Source organism: Falsiroseomonas stagni DSM 19981 (assembly GCF_900114315.1).
Lineage (GTDB): Bacteria > Pseudomonadota > Alphaproteobacteria > Acetobacterales > Acetobacteraceae > Falsiroseomonas > Falsiroseomonas stagni.
On record NZ_FOSQ01000030.1, the window covers coordinates 1 to 21,839 of the forward strand.

At 68.0% G+C, this 21,839-nt stretch carries 18 protein-coding genes, 2 pseudogenes and 2 other annotated features; of the genes and pseudogenes, 11 read left to right on the plus strand and 9 right to left on the minus strand.

Features of this window, described 5'->3' with window-relative positions; translation table 11 throughout:
- The 7 genes from BM041_RS31665 to BM041_RS29270 form a co-directional block, all read right to left on the minus strand.
- On the minus strand, window positions 1-231 hold a 231-nt coding region (locus BM041_RS31665; protein ID WP_245762313.1), incomplete at its 3' end, for a helix-turn-helix domain-containing protein.
- 1,704 nt (window positions 232-1,935) lie between these two features.
- Complete coding sequence (locus tag BM041_RS29245; protein WP_175534255.1) at window positions 1,936-3,702, minus strand: caspase family protein; 1,767 nt, start codon at window positions 3,700-3,702, stop codon at window positions 1,936-1,938.
- A gap of 274 nt (window positions 3,703-3,976) precedes the next feature.
- On the minus strand, window positions 3,977-4,966 hold the full coding sequence (locus BM041_RS29250) for a formylglycine-generating enzyme family protein (RefSeq protein WP_092963555.1): 990 nt from the start codon (window positions 4,964-4,966) through the stop codon (window positions 3,977-3,979).
- Window positions 4,967-5,254: 288 nt separating this feature from the next.
- On the minus strand, window positions 5,255-6,190 hold the full coding sequence (locus tag BM041_RS29255) for a formylglycine-generating enzyme family protein (RefSeq protein WP_092963557.1): 936 nt from the start codon (window positions 6,188-6,190) through the stop codon (window positions 5,255-5,257).
- A gap of 288 nt (window positions 6,191-6,478) precedes the next feature.
- Window positions 6,479-7,399: a formylglycine-generating enzyme family protein gene (locus BM041_RS29260; protein ID WP_092963559.1), complete on the minus strand. Its 921-nt coding sequence runs from the start codon at window positions 7,397-7,399 to the stop codon at window positions 6,479-6,481.
- Window positions 7,396-7,734, minus strand: coding sequence for a hypothetical protein (locus tag BM041_RS29265; protein WP_092963561.1), 339 nt, complete (start codon window positions 7,732-7,734; stop codon window positions 7,396-7,398). The genes BM041_RS29260 and BM041_RS29265 overlap by 4 nt, the downstream gene beginning before the upstream one ends.
- The gene (locus tag BM041_RS29270; RefSeq protein WP_175534256.1) at window positions 7,731-8,366 is read right to left on the minus strand and encodes a hypothetical protein; all 636 of its coding nucleotides are present in this window, start codon (window positions 8,364-8,366) and stop codon (window positions 7,731-7,733) included. Before BM041_RS29270 ends, BM041_RS29265 begins: the two co-directional genes overlap by 4 nt.
- Before the next feature lie 147 nt (window positions 8,367-8,513).
- On the opposite strand from BM041_RS29270, the gene BM041_RS29275 reads away from it, so the two are divergent.
- The 9 genes and pseudogenes from BM041_RS29275 to BM041_RS32170 form a co-directional block, all read left to right on the plus strand.
- Window positions 8,514-9,059 carry a DUF4384 domain-containing protein gene (locus BM041_RS29275; protein ID WP_175534257.1) on the plus strand — a complete coding sequence of 182 codons (546 nt, stop codon included), beginning with the start codon at window positions 8,514-8,516 and terminating at the stop codon, window positions 9,057-9,059.
- Between the two features lie 20 nt (window positions 9,060-9,079).
- Entirely contained in the window at window positions 9,080-10,309 is a 1,230-nt protein-coding gene (locus BM041_RS29280; RefSeq protein WP_139226238.1) for a DUF4384 domain-containing protein, read from the plus strand.
- Window positions 10,306-11,472, plus strand: a complete 1,167-nt coding sequence (locus BM041_RS29285; protein ID WP_139226239.1) for a serpin family protein — start codon at window positions 10,306-10,308, stop codon at window positions 11,470-11,472. Before BM041_RS29280 ends, BM041_RS29285 begins: the two co-directional genes overlap by 4 nt.
- Window positions 11,472-13,034 carry a trypsin-like serine protease gene (locus tag BM041_RS29290; RefSeq protein WP_092963571.1) on the plus strand — a complete coding sequence of 521 codons (1,563 nt, stop codon included), beginning with the start codon at window positions 11,472-11,474 and terminating at the stop codon, window positions 13,032-13,034. Before BM041_RS29285 ends, BM041_RS29290 begins: the two co-directional genes overlap by 1 nt.
- A complete protein-coding gene (locus BM041_RS29295) occupies window positions 13,031-13,942 on the plus strand; it encodes an OmpA family protein (RefSeq protein ID WP_092963573.1) in 912 nt (303 codons plus the stop codon). The genes BM041_RS29290 and BM041_RS29295 overlap by 4 nt, the downstream gene beginning before the upstream one ends.
- 39 nt (window positions 13,943-13,981) lie before the next feature.
- Window positions 13,982-16,315, plus strand: a complete 2,334-nt coding sequence (locus BM041_RS29300) for a tetratricopeptide repeat protein (protein ID WP_092963575.1) — start codon at window positions 13,982-13,984, stop codon at window positions 16,313-16,315.
- Complete coding sequence (locus tag BM041_RS29305) at window positions 16,315-17,880, plus strand: caspase family protein (protein WP_092963577.1); 1,566 nt, start codon at window positions 16,315-16,317, stop codon at window positions 17,878-17,880. Before BM041_RS29300 ends, BM041_RS29305 begins: the two co-directional genes overlap by 1 nt.
- Before the next feature lie 287 nt (window positions 17,881-18,167).
- Window positions 18,168-18,458, plus strand: a pseudogene (locus BM041_RS29310) (IS3 family transposase); the annotation flags it as partial.
- Window positions 18,263-18,380, plus strand: a sequence feature (AL1L pseudoknot). (Overlaps the previous pseudogene by 118 nt.)
- Window positions 18,453-18,626: pseudogene (locus BM041_RS32170) on the plus strand (IS256 family transposase); the annotation flags it as partial. The pseudogenes BM041_RS29310 and BM041_RS32170, both read left to right, overlap by 6 nt.
- Window positions 18,627-18,712: 86 nt before the next feature.
- On the opposite strand, the gene BM041_RS29315 reads toward BM041_RS32170, so the two are convergent.
- Window positions 18,713-19,414 (minus strand): caspase family protein, encoded by a 702-nt coding sequence (locus BM041_RS29315; RefSeq protein WP_175534258.1) that lies wholly within the window; start codon window positions 19,412-19,414, stop codon window positions 18,713-18,715.
- Between the two features lie 98 nt (window positions 19,415-19,512).
- The gene (locus tag BM041_RS32120) at window positions 19,513-20,016 is read right to left on the minus strand and encodes a tetratricopeptide repeat protein (RefSeq protein ID WP_092963581.1); all 504 of its coding nucleotides are present in this window, start codon (window positions 20,014-20,016) and stop codon (window positions 19,513-19,515) included.
- Between the two features lie 370 nt (window positions 20,017-20,386).
- Between BM041_RS32120 and BM041_RS32010 the strand changes: the two genes are divergently transcribed.
- Window positions 20,387-20,521 (plus strand): hypothetical protein, encoded by a 135-nt coding sequence (locus tag BM041_RS32010; RefSeq protein WP_281244727.1) that lies wholly within the window; start codon window positions 20,387-20,389, stop codon window positions 20,519-20,521.
- Window positions 20,522-20,568: 47 nt separating this feature from the next.
- A protein-coding gene (locus BM041_RS29325; RefSeq protein ID WP_245762178.1) for an IS3 family transposase occupies window positions 20,569-21,800 on the plus strand; the annotation gives its coding sequence in 2 pieces (ribosomal slippage) (window positions 20,569-20,860 and window positions 20,860-21,800; 1,233 coding nt in all).
- Window positions 20,853-20,969, plus strand: a sequence feature (AL1L pseudoknot). (Overlaps the previous gene by 117 nt.)
- Window positions 21,801-21,839 lie beyond the last annotated feature (39 nt).

Consider the following 21,839-nt stretch of genomic DNA (forward strand, 5'->3'; position numbering starts at 1 on the left):
CTCCTTACGGTTCGACAGACCGGAAACGCCTTCGGCATTGTAGCGATGAACCCAGTCCCGCAGCGTCTGCCGATCCATCCCGCAGGTCTCTGCCGCAACCGCTCGCGGCACGCCCTCCAGCACCAGTGCCAGGGCCAGCATGCGGCGCGCCGCCGAGGCGTCACGGCTTCCCGCCGCCAGGCGTCGCAACTCCGACGCCGTATGGTCCTTCCGGTCTACCGACACCGCCATGATCCGCCCCTTCCGCCCTCAGGCGCAGCGAATCACACATCGACAGCGCACCAACATCACCATCGAGTCAGCCATTCAGGGCGCTGGTATTACTGGATACGCGCAACCGTGGCGCCACCTGAGAGGGTCATCACCTGCACCGCGCGTTGCGCCACGAGCCGCCCCGTGCCCGGGACTGCCTGGTTCTCCAAGCCCTGCCTCACCAATGTCGCGGTGTTCGTTAGCTCGGCGATCCCCGCCTGGTGCGTGGCGACGCCTCCGGCAGCCCCAACAACCGCCCAGAGGCGGCCTTTGTCACGAGGCTTCGACCAGACCGGTTGCCCGGCAAGGCCGCTCGTCAGCTACCAGGGTTTACCGACAACTCCCCAGATGGATCCTTCCTCCATTGGTGTACCGCGCCGTGGGGGCGCACTGAATGATCCGGGCTAGCACTGGGCACGAAGGCGAGCATTCGCAGCGCGCTGTGTGACGGGACTGGAGATCTGCGGGAGTGCAGCGCGCAGTTCGTTTAGCGTCGCACAGGCGTCGCGCCTGTTGGTCAGTCCGATCAACGCGTCGGCGGTTCCAACCATTGCCTCAGTGGCGCGTGAACCTCGCGGGCTGAGCGAGCGCGCATCGTCGTAAGCGATGGCCGCACCTTGGAAGTGGCCGCGCCCGAACAGTGCATCGCCCAGGAGTATATAACCGTCCACTTGGCTGGTGGTGTTGCGACTCGATATCACCTCCCGCGCTGCGGCCTCTGCGACTGAGAAGTCGCGCCGGGCGAGTGCGGCCTGACCATCGGAGAGTAAGCGCTGCACTGACGCCGAAAGGGAGTTACCAACAGGCGAGGCAGGTGATGGTGCGGGGCGCGTTGGAGACAGGATCGGTGCTAGACGCGGCACAGGCGCCGGAACGCTCAGGAACGGGTCGTTCAGAATGGGCGACTGCGACGACGCCGATGACACAAGCCACGGACAGCCCAGCACCACCCCCGCCAGCAGCAAAACAAACTTCACCACGTCCTCCTTGTCGGTGCGCGCCCCTCGACGCGCTCGCCCGTTTTGCACAATAGCCTGCGCATGCCTAAAATTGCCGTCGCGTCTTCCAGTCTTAAAGCCTGTTCTCACAGAGGGCATCCTCGCGAGATCGCTTCGTAAGCTTGGCCAAAGCCAGTCAGTGAGAATGTATGTACAATATTAGCTCGCGTTTCTGCGTTCGTACTGTGGACTTTTACTTCGGTAAATCCATGCAGAATTTGAAGCGTGCCGCCGTCGTGATTTGCAAAGAAGGCCGAATTTTGGACGGTTCCATATGACGCCGCGCTACGACTTCCCGCTGAGATCCGGATCTCGGAACCTTGAAGCAAGTTGTGGTCGAAGCTGATAGCGATCTGGTCGCGTCCCGAAGACCTGTGTGTGACCGTGAGGACCACGTCGTTGCGCCCAACCTCACCAAGCGGGTTGAGCGACCGGGTAAAGGCATAACATCCACTCGGCTCCCCTTCCCTCACTGTGGCCGCTATCCAAGCTCCAAATGTCCCCAATCTGCTTGGCGCACCGGCTGCCTAGGGCGTTGCCGGACGGACAGGCTGCGCCACAGATGGGGGCCTCGACGGTGCAGGTCGGGGCGACGGCGGCGGCACACTCAAGAACGGATCGTTCGATAACGGCGACTGAGCCGCCGCAGGCCAGCTCAAAAGCGCCAAGGGGATCAGGAGATGTCTCACTGTCCGACGCGCCGCAGCGCCTCCCGCGCCTGCGGATGGCCGGCCTGCGCCGCCAAGTCGTAATAGAAGCGCGCCCAACCAGGGCTGCGATTCAGCCCGATCCCGCGGTCCAGCATCGCACCGAGATTAAACGCCGCTGTGGCATCGCCGCGTGCCGCCGCCAGCCGCCAGAGTAGACTGCCACCCACTGGATCTGCTGCTACGCCCTGTCCGCGCACCAACAGCAGGCCTAGCTGGTTGAGCGCGCGTGCTTCATGCTCGCGTGCTGCAAGAGCGTACCAGTAGGACGCCTCGGCCGGATCTGGCGGGTTGGCACGCTCGGCCGCCCAGCCACGCTCGAACCGGGCCGCGGCACCGGAGGCGCTGGCGGCGGCTGTCCCCCTCGGCGAGATGGCACCGCGCTCGGTCAGGCGAAGGAACTCGCGCCGCGTCTGATCAAGCCGTTCGAGATTGGCGGTGTCGAACTCCGCATTGTCTGGCCGCAGCGATACCTGTGCGAAGCCCGCAATCGCGGTGCGGGAACGCGGACCGATGATGCCGTCAGAGCCTCCCGTATCGAAGCCAAGCGCAGTCAGCAACGCCTGCGCCTGGCCGATCTCGTCGCGCGTCAGGGCGCGCAGTGTGGTCGCGGCCGGCACGGGCAGAGCTGCCGGCTGCACGGGTGCCGGCGGTAGCGGGGACGGCTGCGCGCGCAGTTCCGCCAGCCGTGCGCGGGCCTGCGTGGCAAAGGCGCCGGCGGGGAATTCGGACAGGTAGCGTTCGATGTCGGCGGTGTTGCGGCTGGCCTGCACGCTCTCCCACAGGCTGCGGTCGCGCTGCGCGGCGATGCGGTTGCGCGCCAGCGGCGCGAAACGGCCCTGCGGGAAGGCGGTAAGGTAGGCATCGAAATCGGCTATGTTCTGACTGTTCTGGATGCTCTGCCAGAAGGCGAGGTCGAGCGCGTCGGCGGAGACGGGTGGCTGCCGCGGTACCGCCAGTGCCGCCTGCTGACCGGCCGGCGCAGGTGCGGACGCGGGAGGCGGGCGCGCGGCGGCCAAGAACAACTCATTTCCGCCGAGGCTGTTGTAGGCCCAGGGCTCCTGCGCTTGGCGCGTCGCCTGGATCACGTCGTCCCGCACGCGGCGGAACAGCAGGCCCACCTCGGTCCCGGGCTCGGCAAGCCGGCGCCGCAGCGCCAGCGCATAAGGACCGTTGCCGCCGGGTGGGCCATCCTGCGCCACCTGCCCATCACGTGCACTGAAGGCGATTAGGCGGTTGGGCGGCAATTCTCGCTCAGCGATCGGCTCCAGCCCACGCACCGCCACGTTGCGCGCGCCGCCCGCCGCCAAGCGTGGTGCGAAGGGGTTGTTGCGGCAGGCGTCGAGGATGAGGATCTGCAGGCCACGCGCGCCTTCCAGCGCCGAGGCGAAGCGCGTATGCGCAACCGCCTCATCCTCGATGTGCCGGGCGCTGGACAGGCGGGCATCCACCGGCAGCAGCCAGTTCCGCCCATCGGCGGCGATACCGTGCCCAGCGAAGTAGATGGTCGCCACATCCGCCCCTTCCGCGGCGCGGTCGAAGGCTTGCAGGGCTGCGCGCAGCGCGCGGTTGTCGAGGTTGCGGCGCAGCGTGACCTGGAAGCCAATCTCGCGCAGGCCCTCGGCTACCAGTTCAGCGTCACGGATTGCATTCGGCAGTACCGCTTCGCCGGTGTAGGCGCTGTTGCCGATGACCAACGCCACGCGCCTGTCCTGCGCCGCGGCCTCGGCCCAGAAAAGCAGCACCAGCAGCAGCCCGGCGATCCAGCATGATGGCGACGGGCATGGGCGGAGCATAGCAGTGGGTGTCCCCGACGGCGCTTGATCTGCAGGCAATCTGCCGCAAACCGCCATGGATGCAAGGCCAGAACGGCGGAGGCTGTTTCCGCCGTGCGGAAACTGTGACAGCGCCATCGCGCCCGAGCCGATTCATAGTTCGCCTTCGGCGACCAGGGAGGACTTCGCCCTTTCTGGACCCTCCAAAGAGGTAAAAAGGTAAGGATCCAGGATGAAGCCCGGCTCAGCCGGGCGTCCTTGCAACTCGGAAGCCGATGAAGTCGCCCCGGCTACCGGCAGAGTTCCTGCTGCGGTCCGCGGCGCGGAGGAGGCGTGGTGAGCTGGCCCAGGAACCGCCCCGGACGACACGAGCAGAGCAACCCCCGCTCTCCAACGCCTGGCTCGCATCTGCCGACGCGCCCGCGTACTGAGCAACGTAGCAGTCCTGAACCCACTCCCACACATTCCCATGCATGTCGTGCAGGCCGAACCGGTTGGCCGCAAAGCTGCCCACAGGAGCTGTATTCACGTAGCCATCGTCGCAGGGCGCGACTGGCCGACCTGGGTTAGAGAGCCTCGCCGTCTGGTCAGCGCCGTTTCCAAAGCGACAGATGTGGCTTTCGTTGTCGCCGAAGGTAAACCGCGTCGTCGTTCCCGCCCGCGCCGCATACTCCCACTCCGCCTCCGTCAGCAGACGATACCCACGCCCCGTCCGCGAACTCAGCCAGCGAACATACCCCTGCGCATCGTCCCAGCTAACGTTCATCACCGGCTGCCGACCGCGCCCCCAGCCATGATCGCTCGGCCGGTGGCCGCACCCGCCCGCGGCCACGCAGGCGTCCCATTCGGCGAAGGTCACCTCGAACTTGCCCACCGCCAGCGCACGCGACACCACCACCTCGCGCTGCGGCCCCTCGTGGCTATCCCGACCCGTCTCCGACGGCGGCGAGCCCATCGTGAACCTACCCGCGGGAATCACCACCATCTCCGGACAGTCCGCGCAGTCACGGAAGCTCTGGCCAACCGGCACCGGAAAACCACTCGGCGCTGGCGCTGGACGTGAAGGCTGCGGCGGTGGCGCCACCGGCCGCGGACGTACCGCAGGCGCAGGAACTGACTGGAACGGATCATTCGGGATCGGCGAAGCCGGCTGCGCCCAGACCTCCCCATGCCCCGACAGGAGCACGCCCAGCCCCAGCACCATGGATCGCAACGCCATCAGTCCCGCCTTCATCCCAGCCCCCTGAACCCGCCAGCCGCACCGCGACCAGCCATCCTTCGTCCCCCATCGTCGCCCAGCGCACGCAGGTGGCCCCCGGTGGACGGGCAGGCCGGTCCCACGGAGGCCATCCTGCCGTCCGGGCTACCATCAGCCGCATGGGCCCGTGCGGCGAGCGTATCATCGCCGTCCCTGGACGCCCCAGCGGCGCGCCGACGGAGTGCGTGCCTTCCTTGGGAAGACCGGTGTCGTCGATGATCCAAGCCTGGACCGGACCATGCTGCTAGGTGTTCAGTCCCGGCATCAGCCGGGCGTCCTGGCAACCCGGAAGCCGAAGTTGCTGATCCGGAAACCGGGGGTGAGCCCGACGCGATCCGCCGAGCGGAGGCCCTGAGGTGCGTCGTTCCAGGAACCGCCGCGCAGGACACGACCAGAACAGCCCCCGCGTTCTACCGCTTGGCTCGCCTCCGTCGGTGCGCCGTCATAGCTGCCCACGTAGCAGTCCTGCACCCACTCCCACACATTCCCATGCATGTCGTGCAGCCCCCACGCATTCGCCGGATAGCTCCCCACCGCCTGCGTTCGCCCAGGCCCACCAACCGAGTAGTTCGCCTGGCTCGGTCCGATCGAGAACCCGAAGGAATACGGCGTCGTCGTCCCCGCACGCGCCGCATACTCCCACTCCGCCTCCGTCAGCAGACGATATACACGCCCCGTCCGCGAACTCAGCCAGCGAACATACCCCTGCGCATCCTCCCAGGAGATGTTCATCACCGGCTGCCGACCGCGACCCCAACCTGCGTCGTTAGGGCGATTGCTGCACCCGCCCGCCGACACGCAGGCATCCCATTCGGCGAAGGTCACCTCGAACTTCCCCACCGCCAGGGAACGCGACACGCTCACCTCGCGCTGCGGCCCCTCATCGCTGTCCCGACCCGTCTCCGACGACGGCGAGCCCATCGTGAAACGACCCGCCGGAAGCACCACCATCTCCGGACACTCAGCGCAGTCCCGAAAACTCTGACCCACCGCCACCGGATATCCGCTCGGCGGCGTCGCTGGACGTGAGGGCTGCGGCGGTGGCGCCACCGGCCGCGGACGCACCACAGGCGCAGGAACTGACTGGAACGGATCATTCGGGATCGGCGAAGCCGGCTGAGCCCAGACCTCCCCATGCCACGACAGGAGCACGCCCAGCCCCAGCACCATGGATCGCAACGCCATCGGTTCCGCCTTCATCCCAGCCTCCTGAACCCGCCAGCCTCACCGCGACCAGCCATCCTTCGTCCCTAATCGTCGCCCAGCGCACGCAGGTGGCCCCCGGTGGACGGGCAGGCCGGTCCCACGGAGGCCACCCTGCCATCCGGGCTACCATCAGCCGTATGAGCCCGTGCGGCGAGCGCATCATCGCCGTCCCTGGACGCCTCAGCGGCGCGCCGACGGAGTGCGTGCCTTTCTTGGGAAGACCGGTGTCGTCGATGATCCAAGCCTGGACCGGATCATGCTGCTAGGTGTTCAGTCCCGGCATCAGCCGGGCGTCCTTGCAACTCGGAGGCCGAAGATGGCGTAGTTGCCCCGGTCCCCGGAAGAGAACCTCCTACGAAACGCCGAGCGGAGGTCCTGAGATTGGTTTTGCCAGGCGCCGCCGCGGACCATACGAGCAGAGCAGTCCCCTGTCTCAACAGCCTGACTCGCCTCGGTGGGCGCGCCAGCGTAGTCGTCACGCAAGCAGTCCTGCACCCATTCCCACACATTCCCGTGCATGTCGTGCAGCCCCCACCCGTTCGCGGGATAACTGCCTACACCCTGCGTTCGGTTTAGCCGGCTGTTATAGAAATTTGCCTGCGAAGGGCTGATCGTCGCTCCAAAGGAATAGGGCGTCGTCGTCCCCGCCCGCGCAGCATACTCCCACTCCGCCTCTGTCAGGAGGCGATACCGGCGCCCCGCCCGACCACTCAGCCACCGCACGTATTGCTGCGCATCGTTCCAGGTGACGTTCATCACCGGCTGCCGACCGCGCCCCCAACCCTGGTCGCTCGGCCGATGGCTGCATCCGCCCGCCGACACGCATGCATCCCATTCGGCAAAGGTGACCTCAAACTTGCCTACCGCCAGCGCACGCGACACCACCACCTCGCGCTGCGGACCTTCTGAAGGAAAGCGCCCCGGCTCGTCGGCGGGCGAGCCCATCACGAACCGCCCCGCCGGAATCACCACCATCTCCGGGCAGTCCGCGCAGTCACGGAAACTCTGTCCCACCGCCACCGGAAAACCACTCGACGCCGTCGCTGGACGTGAAGGCTGCGGCGGTGGCGCCACCGGCAGCGGACGTACCACAGGCGCAGGAGCTGACTGGAACGGATCATTCGGGATCGGCGAAGCCGGCTGCGCCAAGGCCGCGAGTTGCGCACACAGCAGCGCCATGACGGCCAACAGGATCCACCTCATCGGCGCGTTCCCCCGGCCTGCTTCACTCGGGTCAGCAGATCCAGCGCCGCGGCGGGATCGTGCCGATAGACTGCACCCATCAGCGGGTTGTCCCGCAGCAGCGCCACATCCGTCTCATCCGGCAGCTCAGCGCTGCGCAGCCCGGCCGGCGGCACGCCCAGGATTGCCGCAGCCTCTGCCACCAGCCGCCTGGCCGCCGCGGGATCACGCTGTCCAATGGCGGAGAGCGCCGGGTTCGCCGCGATCTGGACCGCCAGCGCATCCGCCATCTCCGCCCGAGCCAGGCACGGCGACAGAAGCAGCGCGGCCAGCGCGCCACGTCGAAAGAAGGTCATCGGCTGCGATCCTCGGGAGCAGGGTCGGGGTCAGGGGCGAGGTGTGCGGCTACCGTCAGCAGGTAGTTGCGATAGGCCCGCTCCAGTCGGCCGGTGGTGCGATACAGCGTCGCGTTGTGCGCGCCCGGCAGCTTCTCGAAGGCGCCGAGTTCGGCGAGCAGCGCGAGTGCGTCAAACACCTCCGATTTACCACAGAACTCCACAAGGAAGCGCGCAATCGCACTGCCGGAGAGCGCCATGGCGCCGTGGCGGACGAAGTTCAGCGCATCCTGGTCCAATGGCCCCGGCTCGGCATAGGCGCGGGCGATGCGATCGGCGCGGAGGCCCCAGCGCTTCAGGTAGTCCGGATCCTCCAGCAGGTTGTTGATCCGGTCGTTGTGCAGCTGGGCGAAGCTGCGGAAGGTCCCCTCGTCCGAAACGCCGGCTTCCTCCAGCATGAAAAACAGCCGCGCGATGGCGATGACTTCCGGGCTCGGGATGAAGCTTTCATAGGCGCGCCGATCCGTGGCCGGCCTGGCCGGAAGCTGCGCCTCCAGCTCCGCCGTCAGGCTCGCTTCGGCTTTGAGCAGTGCTTCGAGGACAGTCAGTGGGGCTGGCATCGGCCGTTTCTGCCGTGAGGACAGCAACGGCATATCATGCGCGTCTGGCGCCCGCGAGCGATCACCGGTTTCCGCGCCGCGGAAACAGCTTCCCCAACAACGGCAGTGACGAAGCCCCAACTTCCGGACACTCTGCATTTGCGAGGTGCCGCTGCGCCTCCGGTTTCGCGGAGATTGCCGATGATCACTCGCCCTATCGTTTCTCGTCGCCGTGTCGGATTTGCCGTCGCTGGTGTGCCACTCCTGGCGATGCTGGCGGCCTGCCAGGCTGCGCCGGCCGTGGTGGTCATGCCGCCTGCCATGTCGGGCGGGCTCGGCGCACAGCTGACCTCCACCCTTCCGTCGGCGGTGCCGCTGCAGACGGCCCTGGCGCTGACCTACAGCGCCGCCGTGCCCAGCTATGCCAGCCTCTACACCGTCGCCTCCTCCGGCCAGGTCATGCGCCTGTTCGAGAACAGGGCAGTGCGGCCGGGCGTGGCGGTCCAGTTCCCCGACCGGATGGAGCCGGTGATCCGTTTCGGGCCGCCCGCCGGTGCGGAGCAGTTCGTGCTGGTCGTCAGCACGCAACCCTTCCGGTGGCTCGCCCCGACCGACTACGCTGAGCAGACCCCCTTCGCGCGGCTCAACCTCGATCGCATCGGCTTCGAGTCCCGCCTTTCCGCTGCGCTGGCAGCGCTGCCGCCCGGCACCTGGCAGGTGCAGCGGCTGACCATCACCACGCAGTGACGCCCAAGGAGATCGCCGCCATGACACGTCCGCTTCGTACCCTGGCCCTGGCCGGCTGCGGCTGGCTCGCCTTGCTCGGCTTTGCCCACGCCCAAGGCGAGACGGAGGAAGCGCTGAGCCGCGACCTGACCATCAACCAGCGTCCGGTCTACCAGTTCGTCCAGCAGCAGCAGCAGGCCCAGGCGCAGCGCCCGCCGCAGCTGCGCGTGCCCGTCGCCGCCTGGACCGACCGGGTGGACGCCACCTTCCGCATCGGCGAGCCGGTCGCCATCAATGTCCGCCCGGAGCGGGAGGCGCATATCACCGTCCTGAACATCGGCAGCTCCGGCCGCGCCACCGTGCTCTTCCCCAACCAGTTCCAGCGCGACAGCCGCGTGCGTGCGGGGCAGGTGCTGACGCTCGGTGGGCCGGGTGCGGGCTACAACATCGTCCCGCAGGGTCCGGCCGGGGTGGAGATGGTGCATGTCGTGGCCAGCACCCGCCCACTGAGCGTGCCGGAGCTGACCCAGCTGGCCGCGCAGCCCGGCGCCTCGCCCTTCGTGTCGCTCGGCCGCAGCGCCGACGAGGTGACGCGCGACCTTGCCGTGCAGGCAACGGGCCCCACCGCCGTTGCGCAGCAGGCCTCCGGCGGGATGGCGACGCTGCTGATCCGCGTGCTTGCGCAGCCGACCGTCGCGGCACCGGCGCCGGCACCGGCCGCCACCGCGCAATCCGCGCAGCTTCTGGCGCTGCTCCAGCAGCTCGGCATCCCGGCCGCGGCACAGCCCGCCGCCCCGGTTGCCGCGCCGCCGGCGCTTGCGGCACCTGCCGCTGCGGTGGTCCTGCCGTCTGGCTTTGCGCCGCCACCGGTGGTGATCCGGACGGATCGCAGCGTCTACCGCGAGACCGACGCGGTGCAGATCACCGTCGCCGCGCTGGCCGACTGCCGGCTGACGCTGCTCAACATCGGCCCGACCGGCAACGTCGCGCAGCTCTTCCCGAACCCGGCTCAGCCCGAGGCGCTGCTACGCGCCGGTCAGGTGGTGATGGTGCCGCCGCCCAACAGCGGCGTCGTCATCCATCCGCGCGGTCCGAGTGGCATGGAAACCATCGTCGGCCTCTGCGCGCAGAGCGGGAGCGAGCCGGCATCCGCGCCGCTGATGCTCACCGCGCAGCGCGATCTGGGGGCCGTGTCGCAGGCCGTCGTGGCGCCGACCCCGGCCGTCCCGGCGATCGCCTCCGCCGCGACCGTCTACTTCGTGCGGCCGTGAGCGACGCGATGCGCTGTCCACGCCGCGCGCTGCTGCTGGCCCTGCCGGGGGTGCTCCTCGGCAGGGCAGCGGCAGGACAGCCGGCTGGCGATCGGATGGCCACGCGGTGCAACACGCTCGCCGAGCGGTTGCTGGCTGCCGAGGCCGGGCCCCGCGCTGGCGCGATGGTCTCTGGCTTGTCGCTGCTCGATGCGCTGGCGCCGCTCGGCCCCGGCGCCCGTAGTGAGGCGGCGACGGCCCTGGCGCGGTTGCTTGGCCCCCGCGGCGCGCAGGCGCTTGCGCTGCACCAAGCGCTTAGCACGGACGAGGCGCTGAAGCGCGCCGCCGCGGTCTGGCTGCCGCGCCGTCCACCGCCGCTGCCGGCCTACCGCGAGGCCGTTGCGCCGCTGGGAGCGCATGTGGAGGCGGTGGAGTTCGCGGTCGCCGAGACCCTCGGGCGGATCAATGGCTGGGTGGCGGAGCGCACCAACAATCTGATCCCAACGCTTCTCGACCGCCTGCCGCGTGATCCGGGAGTTGTTGTTACGGCGGCGCTGCACTTCGCGGCTCGTTGGGAGATACCCTTCGATCCGGCGCAGACACTGGCGGGCCCCTTCACCCGCGGCGACGGCCAGCGGATGGAGGCGCGCTTCATGCGGGCGATGCGCCTGGTGCCCTATGCGGAAAGCCGGTCGTGGCGCGCGGTGCGGCTGCCCTACACGCAGGGGCAGTACGAGGCGGTCCTGCTCGCGCCCGCGCCGGGCCGACCGGCCACGCAGGCTGCGCAGGCGCTCCGCGACCGCACCGCACTCGCAGTGCTGGCCGCACTCCGCTTCGATCAGGCCGAGGTCGAACTGAGCGTGCCCCGCCTCGCGCTTAACCAGACGATCGACCTACTGCCGCGGTTGCGCCAGGGCAACCTCGGCGCGGCGTTCGCGCCGGAGGCTGATTTCCGCGGCATCGACGGTACGCCAATCCGTCTGACAGCGATCCGCCAGCGCGTCGCGCTGCGGCTTGACGAGTCCGGAACGCAAGCCGCCGCGGCGACCGCCGTGCTCGGCGATCGCGCCATGGTCGAGCGCGCGCGCTTCGTCGCGGACCGGCCCTTCCTGCTGCTGGTCGTGCATCGTCCGACCGGCCTGCACATCGTCACCGCCCTCGTGAACGAGCCTGGAACGACCTGATGTCCGCGTCACTGGCCTCCGCACGATCCGACCTCTGCCGCCGTATCGCCAGCCGCTTCGCCATCGCGCTCCCCGTCGCGTTCTGCCTTGGCCTCACGAACGCAGCGTTCGCCCAAGACCAGCCGGCAGATGGCGAGAGCCTTCGCATCGTCGGCGGCGAGGCGGTGCAGGAAGGTCGTTGGACCGCCCTCGTGTCGGTGCAGGTCGCCCCTGGTGGGCCTGATCGCCACTTCTGCGGCGGCACTGTCATCGAACCAGGCTGGGTGCTGACCGCGGCGCACTGCGTGGTGCGGCGCGATGGATCGATCAGACGCTCCGACAGCCTTTTGGTCGTCGAAGGCACGAATGACCTTCGGCGCGGCGGGCGCCGGATCGCCGTGGTGAGGGTCATCCCCTATCCGAACTACCGCGCCGGGACACCGGGGCAGCCCGGCGATCTTGCGCTGCTCCAGTTGGCTGAGCGCGCACGCGTCGAACCCCAGGCGCTGGTTAGCCGCAGCGCGGCCGAACGCGTCGTGCAGCCCGCCGAGATCGCGACCGTCGCCGGCTTCGGCGATATCCAGCCCGATTTGGTGCCCGGCCTGGCCCAGCAGGTGCGGCCGACCGGCCCGCAGCGGCCTTCGGACCGGCTGCTGCAGGTGAACGTGCCCGTGGTCACTGTCGAACAGTGCCGTCGAACCTACGGCGATCGCATCTCCAACGCGCATATCTGCGCCGGCTTCGAGCAGGGCGGCAGCGATTCCTGCCAGGGCGACAGCGGCGGGCCGCTGTTCATGCTCGCTCCCGGCGGACGCCCGGTGCAGGTCGGTGTGGTAAGCTGGGGATCGGGCTGCGCGCAGCCCGGCCGCTTCGGCGTCTATGCCGCGATCGGCACCTTCGAGGGCTTCGTCCGCCAGCACGTCCCCAACGCCCGCTTCATTGAGGCCGCGAGCCCGCACGTGCAGCGTCCGACCCCTGCACCGTCGCGCCCCAACCCTGCACACCCGGTCCTGCAGGCCGGCACGCCGTCGTCCGGCACGCCGCCCGGCCTCATCGGCTTGGTCAGCCTCGACATCCTGCCCGGCGAACGAATTCCGGTCGGGGATGCGATCACGCTGCGCGTCCAGAGCGGCGCGACCGGCACGCTGATGATCTTCAACATCGACGCAACTGGTCGCACCACCCAGCTTTTCCCGAACCGACGCAGCGCACCCACGCCCACCGCGTTCCGCGCCAATGCTCAGGTGCAGCCTGGCAGCATCGTCGCGGTCCCCGGTCCCGCCGACGGCTTCGTCCTGCGTGCCCGCCTGCCTGTCGGCGATAACAGTATCATCGCCGCCATCGCCCCGCCTGGCGCGCGCGTCGAGGACATCCTGGCCCGCCACGCCAACCTCTCCGCCATCCCCGACGCGGAGAGCTTCTTTGCCGAACTCGGCGCCATCCTCGAGGAAGCGCGGGCGCGCCTGCCGCTGCTGGACACGGCGCCGGAGGCGGAGGTGCGCCAGGGCCTGGCGCTGCGCCCGGTGCGTCCACCCATCCCCATCGCTGAGCGGCGCTTCACCATCATCGAGAGATCGCCATGACCCATCATCGCATCCTCGCCCTCTGTGCCATTGCGGCGCTGGCCATGCCAGCATCGGCGCAGGCCCGGTCCTGCTCGGACGCCATCGCCACGCTACGCGACGCGCTGACGTCGGCGCCGCTGGCCGAGGTGGTGCAGATCCAGCGTAACCAAGTGGAGCCCAGTTGCCTCGGGCCGCAGGCTGCCGCGGCAGCGCGTGCCGTCGCGCTTCGTCATGTTCAGGAAGCCACGCGACGCGCCAGCCCGCCGGAGCGCATGACGCTGCTGCGGGACGGTCTACGCTTCTCTGCCGAGCCCTGGCAGCTCCACGACGCGCTGGGCGACGCGCTGCAGGCTGTCGGCAACTTCGCCGGTGCGACCACGCACTACCAGTTGGCGATGAACGCCGCGCGCGACCTCGCGCCGGGCCTTGCCGAGCCGCAGCGAGTGGCGCTCCAGGCGCTGATCGGCAAGGCGCAGCAGGCTCGGCTGCTCTCACCCGTCGTCATCGCCCTGCCGCCGACGCGAGACGGCACGCCGGGCGGGCTCGGCCTGCGCAGCCTGCGCGGCGTGGAGGTGGAGGCGGTGGCGCAGCCCATCCATTTCCTGACCGATAGCGACGAGCCGACACCGGAAGGCCTCGCCGCGATCCGCCAGGTGCAGGAGTTGCTCCGCGCCGACGGGAACCCCGCCATCACACTGGTCGGCCACACCGACGAGCGCGGCAGCGATGCCCACAACGACGCGCTGTCGCTGCGACGTGCGCAGCGGGTCGCGGCGATCCTGATTGAGGGTGGCTATGCGCTGGGAGCCATTAGAGTGGACGGTCGCGGGAAGCGCGAGCCCTTCCGCGTAGTGCAGGTTCCAGGCGTGACCTATTCCCGAGAACAGCGCTTGCAGCTTGATCGGCGGGTCGAACTGTTGCGCTAGGCCCCGTTAGTGCGGCAGGCCGGGACGAGGAGGGGAAATATGCGAGCAGTACTGGTGCTCTTGACGCTGCTAGCCATAGTCGTGGTCGGCCGGGCTGCAGTTGCCCAGCAACCCGATCAGGATTGGGAGAACTGCGCACATCAGGATGCGGATCGCTCGCTGAGAGGCTGCACCGCGGTTCTGAACCGCGGTATTCGGGAAACTCCACAGGATCGGGCGATCGCCCTAACTTATCGTGGCATTGCGCACCGAGAGCGCGGAAATCTCGACGCCGCGATCGCCGACCACAACGAGGCCATCCGCCTCAACCCGAGATTAGTCGATGCCTTCATTATCCGCGGCAATACGCACCGTACTCGCGGCAACCTTGAAGCCGCGATCGCCGACTACAGCGAAGCCATCCGCATCAACCCGAGATTAGCTGATGCCTTCAGCATCCGTGGCGACGCCCATCAAAACCACGGTAACCTTGACGCAGCGATCGCCGACTACAACGAGGCGATCCGCCTCGACCCGAGATTGGTTGCCGCTTTTAACAACCGTGGTAATGCGCACCGAAGGCGCGGGAACCTCGACGCAGCGATCGCCGACTACAGTGAAGCCATCCGCATCAACCCGAGATTGGCCGATGCCTTCAGCAACCGTGGCATCGCGTACTACGTTCACGGGAATCTTGACGCCGCGATCGCCGACAATAGCGAGGCTATCCGCCTCAATCCGCGCTTCGCCGTCGCGCTACTTCGGCGTGGCCTTGCCCACCAAGTCGGCGGCAACCTTGACGCTGCGATCGCCGACTACAACGAGGCGATCCGGCTCGATCCGCGATTGGCTGACGCGTTTTTGGCTCGCGGCAACACTCACCAAGACCGCGGCAACCTCGATGCGGCGATGGCCGACTACAACGAGGCGATCCGGCTCGATCCGCGCCGAGCAGACACGTTTGTCGCCCGCGGCAACGCCCACCACGACCGCGGCAACCTCGATGCGGCGATGGCCGACTACAACGAGGCGATCCTGCTTGATCCGCGCCAAGTTGACGCGTTTGTCGCCCGCGGCGACGCCCACCACGACCGCGGCAACCTCGATGCGGCGATGGCCGACTACAACGAGGCGATCCGGCTCGATCCGCGCTTCGATCTGGCCTACTACAGCCGCGGGACTGCCCATCGCGCCCGCGGCAACCTTGACGCGGCGATGGCCGACTTCAACGAGGCAATCCGCCTCAATCCGCAGCAGTCGCGCTTTCTTAACTCACGCACCTATGTTCACTTGGCGCGCGGTGATCATAACGCGGCGCTGGCCGACATAAACGCAGCAATCGAGCTGGATTCGCTCAACGCGAATTTGTTCGATACCCGAGGTGACGTTTACCGTGCCAGGGGCGATTTTCAGTCAGCAATTACCGACTATACACAGTCTGTTCGGCTCAACCCTAGCTTCGCAGTCGCCTATAACAACCGTGGCCTTTCCCACCGCGATCGCGGCGACCTTGAGGCGGCACTGAGTGATCTCCGCAGGGCGGTCGAACTTGGGCGCGATGAGGCGCGGAACGACCTCGCCCAAGTGGAGGCCAGGCTCTCTGCTCATGCCGCACCGCAGTTTTCCGCGCAGTCGACCGCGACCCGCCCAGTGGCCCAGCAGGTCACAGCGCCCACGCAGCAGGAACGCCGCGTTGCCCTCGTCATCGGCAACGCTGCATATCGCGGCGCGGGTGTGGCGCCACTCCCCAACCCGCCGCGTGACGGCCGCGCTATGGCTGATCTTTTCCGCGATTTGGGCTTCCAACACGTCGTACTCCATCAAGATCTAGACCAGGCTGGCATGCTCCGTGCCCTCCGCGACTTCGAACGGGAGGCGGAGCACGCCGACTGGGCCGTGGTCTACTTCGCCGGCCACGGCATCGAGATCAACGGGGCGAACCATTTGGTGCCTGTGGACGCCCAGCTGCGCTCGGACCGCGACGTGCCGGATGAGGCGGTGCCGCTCAACCGGGTGCTGGCGCGCCTCGAGGGCGCGCGGAAGCTGCGCCTCGTCATCCTCGATGCCTGCCGCGACAATCCCTTCGTGGCGCGCATGCAGCGCGTTGCCACCCGCAGCGTTACCCGCGGTCTCGCGCCCATCGATGACGCGCAGATGCCGGCCGGCACCTTGGTCGCCTTCGCCGCGCGCGCCGGCCAGCTGGCTGAAGACGGCAGCGGCGAGAACAGCCCTTTCGTGCAGGCGCTCTCGCGCCGCATGCGCGAGCCCGGCATCGAGGTGAATCTTATGTTCCGCCGCGTACGCGACGACGTGCTCGCCGCCACCGGCCGCCGGCAGGAGCCCTTCACCTATGCCTCGCTCCCGGGCGAGGAGCTTTTCTTGAGGCCGCGGTAATGCACGGCCCGACCCGCCGCGCCCTGGCTGCCGCAGCGCTCGGTCTGCCGTCAATGCCGGCCCGCGCGCAGGCACTGCCGCGCCTGTTCGCGCTGCTCGTCGGCATCGACACGTACCCCTTTATCCGCGCGCTACGAGGCTGCGTGAACGATGCCCGTGCGATCGAGACGGCGGTACGGCCCATCGTAACGCGGATGACGGTGCTGCTCGACGCCGAGGCTACGCGCGGTACCTTCCTCCGCACCTGGGACGCCATGGCCGCCGAGGCCCGGCCGGGCGATACGCTGCTCATCACCTTCTCCGGCCACGGCGGGCAGGAACCGGAGCGGCGCCGTGGCAACGAGGCTGATGGCCGCGACGAGACGCTGATCTTCCACGCTTTCAGCCCCCGACGTCAGCCGAACAACGCCGAGCGCATTATCGACGACGAACTCGGCGAGCGTTTCGCCCGCAGCGGGGCACGTGGCGTCCGTAGCATCTTCCTCGCAGATTCCTGCCATGCCGGCACGCTGACCCGCAGCATGGATCGCCGCATCGAGGCGCTGGGCGACCGCTCCGCCGGCATGCAGCAGATCGAGAATGACATGCTAGCCGGGCTCGACATGCCCGCGGCCGAAGCCGCAGGCCAGCCGAACTTGCTGTTCATCGCGGCTGGTCAGGAAAACCAACTGGTGCCGGAGATGATGATCGATGGCAGACCCCATGGCGCGACCAGCTTCTCCTTCGCGCAGGCGATCACCCGCGCCGTCGCCGCTGGCGGATTTCCCACTAGCGATGCCTTCGCACGGGAAGTGGTGGCCGCTACGCGCGCCCGAGCTGATGGGCGGCACCATCCCTTGGCCGAGAACCGTCTGCCGCCCGACCAGCCACTCATCCGGCTATCAGGCCGCACAGCCCATGTAACGACGGTCCCGCCTTCGGCCGCGTTGCGCCTCTATGTGCTACCCGGTGGGGGTGCGCTGGCTGCGGCCGCCGCAGCGCTGCCTGGCGTTCAGATCACGGCGGATCGGGCGACAGCCGACGCGGTGCTAGATGCAGTGCGGGCGGAGCTTGTCTCGGGCCTCGGCGACGTGGTGGCAGCGCAGCTTGATCCTGGTGCGCTTGCCGGCGCGGTGGAGAAGCTGGCGGCACTGCGGTTGGTGCAGGCGCGCGGTTTGCCGGCGATGGAGATTGGCCTGGTGCCACGCGGCGTGCCGCTGGCGCCAGGCGGCGCGAATTCCCGTGACGAGCGGCACGCGCCCGGGGCCGAGTTCGACCTAGTGCTACGGCCTCCTCCCGGATGTGCGCTGGTGGTCGTCGCGCTGGCTGCGGAGGGCACGGTACGAGTCCTCTCCACGCCCAAGAGCTCGTCGGCGCCGCAACGGGAGTTCCGCCGCGGCGTGCGTGTGACGCCGCTGTCAGGTGTGGCGCACGCGGTCGGACTGGCGGTGGGCGGTTCAGCTGCGGAGGTGCAGGCTCTACTCAACACGTTGGATCGCAGCCGCGCGCCACTTCAGGTCGTCCGTGCGCTGCTCTCGACCAACCGGCCGCAGGCTTTTGCCCTGCTCGGCTTCCACGTAGCGTAGCGGGGGCTGGCGAGGCGCCGGCTCGATTGAGGTGGTCCCCATCCGTCCGGCAGTTTGACTGCCTGGTTAAGCTCGGCCCTGTTTGTCGTCAGGCCGCCAATCCCGTTGTCTCACCGGCCTCATACGCCGCGTCTGGGGTCTGCCCGCTGAGCTCGCTATGCGGCCGCCCTCGGCGCGTCTGCCCTGATCCCCAATGGCCACGTGCTAGCGCGCGTCGATCGCGTTCTCGCTCTCTCATGGCTGCGTGCCGAGGTGCGGCATCGCTATGCGACTGACGGCGCCGGGCGGCCGGGCATAGTTCCGATGAGCGCGAGCGCATCAAGGCGCTCGAGCGGGAGAACCGTGAACTGCGCCAAGCTAATGCGATCCTGCGCAAGGCAAGCGCTTACTTTGCTCAGGCGGAGCTCGACCGCCGGTTCAAGCCATGTTCGCCCATCATCGATGATCATCGCGAGGCGCACGGGGTCGAGCCGATCTGCAAGGTCCTACCGATCGCCCCGTCCACCTATCATACGCAGGCGGCCCAGCGCCGCGACCCGGCGAAGCTATCGGCCCGGGCTCGGCGCGATGCGGCGCTCATCTTTCCGTCCGAAGCCTCGATCATTCACCTCATCGGCGCTGTCCTGCTTGAAGCCAATGACGAATGGCAGATGCAGCACCGCTACATGGGCGTCGAGGCCATGGGCGAGATACTCAACCCGCCGCACGGCAACGAGACCCTGCAACTTTCACCCGAGGCTGCCTGAGCATTGGCCACTTCAGGTCCATCAACTTTTTCCATCACGCTGACGGACGTGACCCGCGCCTCCGAGGATCGAGGGCGAGGCCACAGCTATTGTCGGCGGAGGAAAATCTCCTCGCCGGGCAGGGATGCATAGATGAAGGGCTCCTGTCGGCGGGCGGTTGCCGTCAGAACGTCGTCACGAACCCGACGGAACATCAGGCTGATCTCGACATTGGGTTCGCGCATGCGGCGCGTCAGCGCATGGACAAAGGCGCTGTTCTCTCCGGTACCGTCCTCAGCCAATTGGCCGGCGCGTGCGGCGAAGGCCACCATCGTGCCGGCGACGAGTTGGGCATCGTCGCTGGGCGCGAGGCCGCGGCTGATGCTCCGCGTGGCCACGCGCTGCATGCGCAAGCGGAAAGGGTTGTCCCGGCAGGCATCCACCAGGACCAGCCGAAGGCGTCGTGCGCCCTCGATGCGCGCCAGAACCCGATTCAGCGGCACCGCCTCGTCCGGCACGTCGCGGTCGGAGCGGAGATGCGCGTCCACTGGGATGAGGTGGTTGGTGCCGTTGATCTCTACCCCGTGGCCCGCAAAATAAACCACGGCCCAGTCGGCGCGCTCAGCCTCACGCTCGAAGTCGCGGAGCGCTCGGAGCATCGCAGCCTGATCAAGGTCCTCCTGGACGACGACGTGCTGGAACCCAAGCTCGCGAAAGAGCGCGGCCATGGCGCGAGCGTCGCGTCGCGGGTTGGCCAATGGTGCGACGCCTGGAGCGCGATAGGCCGCGTTGCCGATCACCAATGCCACGCGGCGCTCTGTTTGTGCGGGGAGGGTCGCCTGCTCGCGTGGGGAAGCTACCGCCTGAGTTACGAAGGCGGACGGAGGGGCGCTTTGCGCAGCGGCAATTAGCCGCTCCACCTCCGCCAGGGCCTCCGTAGCGGCGGTGCGGCCCAGCTGTTGTGCGCGAAGCAGATCGCTGCGCGCCGCTTCGAGGCTGCCGCGGTCGCGGTGGACGAGGCCGCGGTCGTTGAAGGCTGGGCGTTGCTCGGATTGAGGCGGATGGCCTCGTTGAAGTCGGTGATCGCCGCGTCGAGGTTGCCGCGGCTGCGGTGGACAATGCCGCGGTCGTAGTGGACGAGGCCGCGGTTGCTGAAGGCCTGAGCATAGCCCGGATGGAGGCGGATGGCCTCGTTGTAGTCGGTGAACGCCGCGTCGAGGTTGCCGCGGTCGCGGTGGACATCGCCGCGGCTGGTGAATGCCTGGGCATTATTCGGATTGAGTCGGATGGCCTCATTGTAGTCGGCGAACGCCGAGTCGAGGCTGCCGCTGTTGCGGTGGACATTGCCCCGGTTGGTGAAGGCCGCGGCGCGGTTCTGCGCGGTTCTGCGCGGTCTCGCGTGTATCGCGATTCAGGACCGCCGTGCACCCACGAGTGGAGCGGTCTAGATCACGCTGCTGTGCGCAATCGGTCCAGTCCCGGTCCTGCTGCTGCGCCGTCGCACGCGTCGCCACCGGGAGTGCTCCCAGGAGCCCGACCAGAGCCAGAACGAACACAAACCGGTGAATTGAGATCATTCCCGCAGCCTTCTCCCCACCAAACCTGCCGCGTCAGCACGCGATGTTGCGACACCATCAGGACTGTCTCAGCCGGTGGTGCTGCGCGCCGTGAGGGACCGCGCAAGCAAGAGACGGGATCACGGCATTCTATCAACATCCTTAACGCGGCGTTCGGCCGGAGGGATAGGGGGGCGGACGGGGTGGAGGGCGCTGCCGACGCTGATGTCGCCGACGACGAGCAAACCCATCGTCGCCCAGCCTTCGGCCGTCGGGATTGGCGTGGTGATTGCCAGCGGCGCGCCCACCTGCGCGCCCTTCATGAACACGACGCGCCGGGCCGGATGCACCGCCGAGTGAACCGTCCCGGGTTTGTCGGAGGCTCCAACTCCTGAGAGGCTGGAGCGATGCCGAGCAAGACGACGAACAAGTTCTCACCTGAGGTTCGAGACCGCGCTGTGCGAATGGTGCTGGATCACGAGGCTCAGCATCCGTCCCGATGGGCGACGATCCTGTCGATTGCGGCCAAGATTGGCTGCACGGCGCAGACGCTGAACGAGTGGGTGAAAAAGGCAGAGCGTGACACGGGGCGCCGCCCTGGCCCGACGACAGAGATGGCCGCCAGGGTGAAGTCCCTGGAGCGGGAGAACCGGGAGCTGCGCCAGGCCAACGAGATCCTGCGCAAGGCAAGCGCATATTTTGCGCAGGCGGAGCTCGACCGCCGGTTCAAGCGATGATCGCCTTCATCGACGATCACCGAGGTGTTCATGGCGTCGAGCCGATCTGCGAGGTTTTGCCGATCGCGCCATCCACCTACCACACGCATGTCGCCCAGCGGATCGACCCGACGAGGTGCTCGGCAAGAGCCCGTCGAGATGCAGCCCTGATGCCGCTCATTGAACGGGTGTTCGACGAGAATTTCAGCGTCTACGGCGTGCGCAAAGTCTGGCGCCAGTTGCTGCGCGAGGGCCAGCAGGTGGCCCGCTGCACCGTGGCGCGGCTGATGAAAAGCCTGGGTTTACAGGGCGTGATCCGCGGTAAGCCGGTCCGCACCACCATCAGCGACAAGGCGGTCCCTTGCCCGCTGGACCACGTCAATCGGCGATTCATGGCGCCGCGGCCCAATGCGCTGTGGGTGTCGGACTTCACCTACGTCGCGACTTGGGCGGGGTTTGTCTACGTCGCCTTCGTGATCGACACCTATGCCCGACGCATCGTGGGCTGGCGGGTGTCGCGCACCGCGCATGCAGGCTTCGTGCTCGATGCGCTGGAACAGGCACTGCATGAGAGGCGGCCGCTGCATCAGGGCGGCCTGGTCCATCACAGCGATCGCGGGTCGCAATATGTCTCCATTCGCTACACCGAGCGGCTGGCGGAAGCAGGCATCGAGCCCTCGGTCGGCAGTGTGGGCGACAGCTATGACAACGCGCTCGCGGAGACCATCAACGGGCTCTACAAAGCCGAGGTCATCCATCGGCGCGGACCGTGGAGGAGCTTCGACGCCGTTGAGTTCGCGACCCTGGAATGGGTGGACTGGTTCAACCATCGGAGGATCCTGGAGCCGATCGGGAATATCCCGCCCGCCGAGGCCGAAGCCCGATACTATGCCGCGCTGGAACAGCCAGCATTGGCCGCGTGACTCAAACCAAACAGCCTCCGGCGAACCCGGGGCGGTTCA

Coding starts and splice junctions, on each gene's coding strand:
- BM041_RS29250 (WP_092963555.1), bottom strand. CDS start 4,966: ATGAAGGCGGGACTGATGGCGTTGCGATCCATGGTGCTGGGGCTGGGC.
- BM041_RS29255 (WP_092963557.1), bottom strand. CDS start 6,190: ATGAAGGCGGAACCGATGGCGTTGCGATCCATGGTGCTGGGGCTGGGC.
- BM041_RS29260 (WP_092963559.1), bottom strand. CDS start 7,399: ATGAGGTGGATCCTGTTGGCCGTCATGGCGCTGCTGTGTGCGCAACTC.
- BM041_RS29265 (WP_092963561.1), bottom strand. CDS start 7,734: ATGACCTTCTTTCGACGTGGCGCGCTGGCCGCGCTGCTTCTGTCGCCG.
- BM041_RS29270 (WP_175534256.1), bottom strand. CDS start 8,366: ATGCCGTTGCTGTCCTCACGGCAGAAACGGCCGATGCCAGCCCCACTG.
- BM041_RS29275 (WP_175534257.1), top strand. CDS start 8,514: ATGATCACTCGCCCTATCGTTTCTCGTCGCCGTGTCGGATTTGCCGTC.
- BM041_RS29280 (WP_139226238.1), top strand. CDS start 9,080: ATGACACGTCCGCTTCGTACCCTGGCCCTGGCCGGCTGCGGCTGGCTC.
- BM041_RS29290 (WP_092963571.1), top strand. CDS start 11,472: ATGTCCGCGTCACTGGCCTCCGCACGATCCGACCTCTGCCGCCGTATC.
- BM041_RS29295 (WP_092963573.1), top strand. CDS start 13,031: ATGACCCATCATCGCATCCTCGCCCTCTGTGCCATTGCGGCGCTGGCC.
- BM041_RS29300 (WP_092963575.1), top strand. CDS start 13,982: ATGCGAGCAGTACTGGTGCTCTTGACGCTGCTAGCCATAGTCGTGGTC.
- BM041_RS29305 (WP_092963577.1), top strand. CDS start 16,315: ATGCACGGCCCGACCCGCCGCGCCCTGGCTGCCGCAGCGCTCGGTCTG.
- BM041_RS32010 (WP_281244727.1), top strand. CDS start 20,387: ATGTCGCCGACGACGAGCAAACCCATCGTCGCCCAGCCTTCGGCCGTC.